4 protein-coding genes and 1 pseudogene are annotated in these 3,375 nt (G+C 69.2%); 2 read left to right on the top strand and 3 right to left on the bottom strand.

The genetic code is table 11. The features are described 5' to 3' along the window. Together ACWEBX_RS38300 and ACWEBX_RS38295 are read right to left on the bottom strand one after the other, a co-directional pair. A pseudogene (locus tag ACWEBX_RS38300) lies at window positions 1-500 on the bottom strand (hypothetical protein); the annotation flags it as partial. 21 nt (window positions 501-521) lie between these two features. Next, entirely contained in the window at window positions 522-755 is a 234-nt protein-coding gene (locus ACWEBX_RS38295) for a hypothetical protein (RefSeq protein ID WP_451889339.1), read from the bottom strand. A gap of 261 nt (window positions 756-1,016) precedes the next feature. Here ACWEBX_RS38295 and ACWEBX_RS38290 point away from each other — a divergent pair, with 261 nt between their 5' ends. Both ACWEBX_RS38290 and ACWEBX_RS38285 read left to right on the top strand, forming a co-directional pair. Continuing rightward, a complete protein-coding gene (locus ACWEBX_RS38290) occupies window positions 1,017-1,718 on the top strand; it encodes an SDR family NAD(P)-dependent oxidoreductase (protein ID WP_451889338.1) in 702 nt (233 codons plus the stop codon). Window positions 1,719-1,739: 21 nt separating this feature from the next. Further along, window positions 1,740-2,516, top strand: coding sequence for a YqjF family protein (locus ACWEBX_RS38285; RefSeq protein WP_451889337.1), 777 nt, complete (start codon window positions 1,740-1,742; stop codon window positions 2,514-2,516). Between the two features lie 97 nt (window positions 2,517-2,613). On the opposite strand, the gene ACWEBX_RS38280 is transcribed toward ACWEBX_RS38285, so the two are convergent. Further along, a complete protein-coding gene (locus ACWEBX_RS38280; RefSeq protein ID WP_451889336.1) occupies window positions 2,614-3,300 on the bottom strand; it encodes an epimerase in 687 nt (228 codons plus the stop codon). Between the last annotated feature and the right edge of the window lie 75 nt (window positions 3,301-3,375).

Genomic DNA, 3,375 nt, shown 5'->3' with positions numbered 1-3,375 from the left:
GAAGGGTGAGCCAGCGTCATGCCGCAGGTGCCGAAGTACGTGCCCGCGTCGAAGAACTCGGCAGTCAGGCGGTACGCGGCGACAGCACCCACGCGTACGACGAGATCGCTGACCGTGACGTGGACCAGCACGTGCGACGCGACGCCGCTCTCAATCGGTTGTGTTCTCGGGTCCACTCCAAGGCACACCGAGACGGGCTGGAGCCGGTCGGCGTCTGCGCCTTGGAGATACGACAGCTCCAGGACGGCCGCGAGCTGACGGGTCGACTCTGCCATGAGCAGGGGATGATGCGTCACCGCGAGCGCGCGCTCGTTCAGCGCGTGCCATCGAGGCCACTGGCACACCGCTTCGTAAGAGCGGCTTCCGCGTTGGCTCAGCGATTCGACGAGCAACGCCGACATGGACGGCAGCCCCAGCTCGTCCCATGCCGGCGGCATGCCCGGTTCCAGGCGCCGCTCGACCGGAGCATCCTGGATATCGCTGCTGAGCAGTTCCGTCACCGAGCTCGTCTCCATGGCCGATCAGCGCTCGGCCTCCGTGGAATCGTTCTCCTCGTAGTTGGCCAGCGCCAGCCCGAGGGCGAAGAAGGTGGGTGCCCATTCCCCCACGAAGATGCCCCAGCGGTCCGCCCGCTCCAGGTTCTCCTGCTTGTTGGAGGCCAGCCAGGAGACGAGCGAAAGGCCGATGGAGGCAAAGGCCGCGGCGTAGGCGTGTTCACTCTCGACGCCCGCATCGTGCAGCTTCTTGACGATCATTGATTCTCCTCTTGCCACGGATCAGCGCACCCTTTGGGATGCTTCACGCACTTGTTTCCAGCTCTGTGGCCTCCGCGGATGCTCAGGAGAACCGCGCGTTCTCAGCGGCGGGGCTTGGCCACCTACCGAAGGAGCAGGTCCGCCGTCTGCGCGTGTTGCCCCTGACTGGTCCACTGCCGCATCCAGGGATCGATCACCTGCCGAAAAGAGAGGCGAGTCACCCAATGGCCTCGGAGCTGTCCGGGGCACGGGAGGTACGGCATGCCCATCAGTCGCAGGGGAATCCTGGTTCCCGGCGCAACGGGAGCCCTGGGCGCCGCCCTGGCTCTGCGGCTGCACGAACAGGGAGTCGCTGTGGCCGTTGCGGGCCGCGACCAGGCAGGCCTCGCCCGCGTGGCCCGGGCTTGCGGAGACGCCCCCGCCCGCGCTTTCGACGCTTACGACCTCGATCAGTGCGGACGCACTGTGACCTGGGCCGCGGGCGAACTCGGCGGACTGGACGGCGTCGTCGTCTGCGTCGGCACCGCCGCCTTCGGACCGGCCGAGTCGGTCGACGACGCCGTGGCCGAGCACCTGTTCACCGTCAACGCGCTGGCCCCCATGGCGTTCCTGCGAGCCGCCCTTCCCGTCGTCGGGCCGGGCGGAGTGATCGCGGCGATCACGGGCGTGGTCGTCGACTCGCCCCCGGCGGGAATGGCCGACTACTCCGCGTCGAAAGCGGCACTCGCCACATGGCTTCGAGGCGTCCGGCGCGAGCAGCGGGGGTCCGGGGTCACGGTGCTGGAGATCCGTCTGCCCCATGTGGAGACGGGATTCGCCGGCCGCGCCGTCCTCGGAACACCTCCCGTGCTGCCGACGGGACTGCCCGTCGCCGAGGCGGTGGACGCGATCGTCACCGCGCTCTCGGCCGATGCCCGTCTGGTGAAGCCGGGCCGTGACGCCCCGCTCGACATCGAACGGTAGGCGGTCGGCCGAGGAGGAACCGTGCCCGATCCTGGACCGCCCCGCCCCCACCACCGGACCCTGCACCCCGTGGAGCCCGTCACCTCTCGCGCCCCGCGCGAATCGCGGCGGACGCTGTTCCGGCAGAACTGGCGCGACCTGGTGTTCCTGCACTGGCCCGCGGACCCCTTCCAGGTGGCCGGGCTTCTGCCGCCCGGCACCGTCCCCGACCTTCACAACGGCCGCACGTACGTCGGCCTGGTCTTCTTCCGCATGCGCGATCTCGCCGTGGGCGGCACCCCGGCGATCCCCTATTTCGGATCCTTCGACGAGGTCAACGTCCGCCTCTACAGCCGGGACGCGCTGGGGCGCCGCGGAGTGGTGTTCCGCTCGCTGGAATGCGACCGACTGGTGCCCGTCCTGCTCGCCGACGCGTCCTTCCGGCTCCCGTACCGGTGGTCCCGCATCCAGAGCCGGTGGTTCGACAACCGCTTGCTGTACCGGACCAGCCGCCGCGGACCATCGACCGCTGGGGCTCGCGTATGGCTCGCCGTGGACAGCGCCCCCGTGGCTCCGGACCCTGTCGAGGAGTTCCTCACGAACCGCTGGGGACTGCACGGACATGCGTTCGGACACTCCTACTACCTTCCCAACACGCACCCCGAGTGGTCCTTCCGCCGCTGCTCCCTGCTCGGCTGGGACGACTCACTCATCGCAGCCGCGGGCCTGTCAAGGCCGGAGGAGGCCCCGGTCAGCGTGCTGTACGCGCCTGGCGTGCCCGTGCGGTTCGGAACACCGGTATCGCTGCCCGGCACCTGATGCGTCTGCGCCGAGACCGTCAGGCGTGCAGCTGTGCGGCGAAGTCCACCGCTGACGGCACCCGCTAGTCGCCCCCGTCGACTCACGGAGCCTGCTGTCATCCACGCTTGTCTGCCATCGTCGCCACGGTGACGATGTCGCGGTTCTCCAGAACGTGTCGGGAGTAGCCGTGCCGGGCGAGGTGCAGCGCGACCTGGCCGAGCTGCGCGGTGCTGGTCATGAGGACCGGTGAGAGCCGAAGGAGCCGCAGCAGCGGGACGAGCGGGGTGACGACGGTGTTGGCACACCGGTAGGCGGCTGTCTTGGACCGTCGGGCGTGGGAGGGTCGGACGAATCCGGGACGCAGTGCGTACCCGTTGGGGAAAGCGGCGATGACCGCGTTCTCGGTGCGGCCCTTGACCCGGGCCCAGCGGCTGCGGCCCCGTTCGGTGCTGTCGGTGCCGCCACCGGAGACAAAGACGAACGTCAGCGCCGGATTGAGGGCCGCGAGAGTGCGCGCCGCGGCTTGCGTGTAGTCGTAAGTGATGCGTTCGTAGTCCTGCGGGCTCAGACCGGCGGAGGAGACCCCGAGACCCCAGAAGCAGGCGTCCGCCCCGCTCAGCTCGTCGGTGATCGCGGTGAAGTCGAGAAAGTCGGCGTGCAGGACCTGACGCAGCCTCGGGTGGGTCACGTTCAACGGCGTCCGTCCGACGGCGACGACCTCGGTGACGTCGGAGGCCAGCAGGCTCTCCTGGAGGAAGCCGTCGCCGATGAGGCCGCTCCCGCCGAAGACCACTACCTTCATGCTGTGATGCTCCTTTTCTGTCTGTGACACCAGCGCTGTGCCGATCGCCGTAGCAACGGCGCCGCGCTGATCGGC

The organism is Streptomyces sp. NPDC005070, from assembly GCF_053600395.1.
This window is presented reverse-complemented; position numbering and strand designations above follow the sequence as displayed.